Origin of the sequence: Rhizobium atlanticum (assembly GCF_030182485.1) — a bacterium.
In the GTDB taxonomy this organism is placed as follows: Bacteria; Pseudomonadota; Alphaproteobacteria; order Rhizobiales; family Rhizobiaceae; genus Rhizobium.
Map to the genome: position 1 here is coordinate 1 of NZ_JAQJCJ010000071.1, position 2,416 is coordinate 2,416.

Below are 2,416 nucleotides of genomic sequence, written 5' to 3' on the forward strand. Positions count from 1 at the left end.
GCGATGCGGCGACCATGGCCGAAAGGCCGACCACCGATCCCGACGCCAGGTCGATGCCGCCTGTGATGATCACATGCGTCACGCCGACGGCCAGAATTCCGGTCACCGAGACCTGGAGAATGATGATCGACAGGCGCTGATCGTTGCCGAGGAACGACGTGCCCACGAAAATCCAGCCAAGCACCTCGAAGATCAGCGCGATGCCGACAAGCACAAAGGCCATCGACATCTCGCTCTTGAACTTGCGCTTGACAGCGCGCGTGTCTGCCAATCCTGCGGCGTCGCTCGTATTCATTGTTCCGTCCCAATCATTGTGGTTCCCATTCATTCCAGGCGGCGTCCCCGCCGCCCTGGTTATTAATGTCAACGATTACATCTGCAGGTTTATTTTGTAATTTTTGCCTTTGCATTTGCGGCGTCGACGATTGGCTTGAGGTATTCGAGGCAGACGCGCGCCACCCAGTCTGGCTCGATGCCGCGCTTGTGGAAGCCGCATTCCATCGACAGGTATCCATCGAAGCCGGTTTCGGCCAAAGCCTTGATCAGCGCCGGCCAATCGCCCCTGCCCATTCCCGGCGGCAGCCGTTCGTTGTCGGAGGCGTGGATGTGAACCAGGTCCTTGCCCATGGCATAGGCATAGTCGCTCATCACCTCTTTTCGTGTTGTCGCAGGTGTTGACAATGTTGCTGTCTTCCGGCGTCGGCTCGATGACGATCTCGACGCCGTAATCCTGCGCGAAGGTCGCGATCTCGGTGATTGCAGCCCTTGCCCAATCCCATGCCTGCCGGTAGGTGGTGCCGAAGATGTACCAGCCGGGCAGGCAGATCAGCCGCTTGCCGCCCCAGTCGGCCGTCAGCTTGACCATGTCCTTGTAATGGTCGATCGCCCAAAGCCGCTCTTCGGGAATGGGAGAGGCGACATTGTTGCCGGGACCGCCGCCATGGGCCGGCAGCATCGCTGCCAGCTCCAGCCCATAGTCCTTCAGCATCTGGGCAATGTCTTTGCGGCGCTGCGCGCTCAATGTCTGCGGGAACACGTGCGGGCTGGCGGCGCCGATTTCGATGGCGTCATAGCCGATCTTCTTGACCCGCCGAAGGGTTTCCTCAAGCGTATAGGCCGGCAGCCACGTCGGGTTGCTCGCATAGGGCCAAGTGTGCATCGCAAGCTTGATTGTCATCGAACGTCTCCTCAGACAGCCGTCTGCTTGATCTTTTCCCAGGCGCCGGTCTGGCCCGAGACGAGAATGGCATCGGCAATGCGTTCGATCTGAACACCGTCCTTGAAGTCGGGCGACGCCGGCTTGTTTTCGGCAATGGCCTGGAGGAAGTTGTACCATTCGATCGACTTGATATCGATGTAGCCCTGCCCCATGCCGGCAACCGGCCAGAGCTTGTCGCCGAAGGGCTGGTTCGGACCGGAATAGATCGTGCGGAAGCCGAAGGCGTCGGCCGGATCATCGGCAAAGGCAACGCGCAGTTCGTTCAGGCGCTGGTAATCAAAGGCGATCGATCCGCGCGTTCCATGGATTTCGAAGCCCAGCTGGTTGTGATGGCCCCAGGAGTTGCGGGTCACTTCGATCGTGCCATGCGCACCGCCGGAGAACTTGATCATCGTCAGCGCCGTATCATCGACGTCGACCTTGCCCTTTTCCGTCGATGCAGCCCCGCTCGGACCAAAAAAGCGACCTGCCGGCAAAGGACGTTCCGGAATGAAGGTCTTGACGATGGCGTTGACCTCTTCGAACTCGCCGACAAGCAGGCGCGCTGCATCGATCACATGCGTTCCGATATCGCCAAGCGTGCCCGAACCCGCCAGAGCCTTGTTGAAGCGCCAGGAAAGCGGCTTTTCCGGATCGGCACCCCAATCCTGCAGGTAATAGCCGCGGAATGTCAGAATGTCGCCGATGCGGCCTTCCTCGATCAGCTTCTTGGCCATCTGCAGCGCCGGCGTATGACGGTAGTTATAGGACACCATCGTCACGACACCGGTCTCGTTGGCCGCCGCAAGCATCGCCTCGGCTTCTTCGACCGTCATCGACATCGGCTTTTCGCACATGATGTGCTTGCCGGCCTTGGCTGCCGCAATCGCGATCTGTGCATGCGTGCTGTTCGGCGTGCAGATGTCGACGATGTCGATGTCCGGGCGCGAAACGACCTCGCGCCAGTCGGTCGCGTATTCGGCAAAGCCATATTGTTTGGCGGCGTTCTGCGCCAATTCCTCGTCGATGTCGACAACCACCTTGCGTTCGATCTCGACCGGAGAACCGAACAGGATCGGCACAACCGCGGTCGCAATCGAGTGAGCCTTCCCCATGAAGCCCGTACCGATCAGCGCAACATTCAACTTCTTCACCGCAAAAGCCTCCTTATGGCGCGGAAAGGCGTCCCGCACCTGCTAAACCAGAGACCGGACACAA

Annotated in this window: 1 protein-coding gene and 2 pseudogenes; all 3 read right to left on the reverse strand. The window is 59.7% G+C overall.

Annotation, left to right across the window (positions count from 1 at the left end; genetic code table 11):
* Positions 1-295: pseudogene (locus tag PH551_RS32695) on the reverse strand (ABC transporter permease); the annotation flags it as partial.
* A gap of 89 nt (positions 296-384) precedes the next feature.
* A pseudogene (locus PH551_RS32700) lies at positions 385-1,177 on the reverse strand (sugar phosphate isomerase/epimerase family protein).
* Positions 1,178-1,188: 11 nt separating this feature from the next.
* Complete coding sequence (locus tag PH551_RS32705) at positions 1,189-2,352, reverse strand: Gfo/Idh/MocA family protein (protein ID WP_285196399.1); 1,164 nt, start codon at positions 2,350-2,352, stop codon at positions 1,189-1,191.
* Positions 2,353-2,416 lie beyond the last annotated feature (64 nt).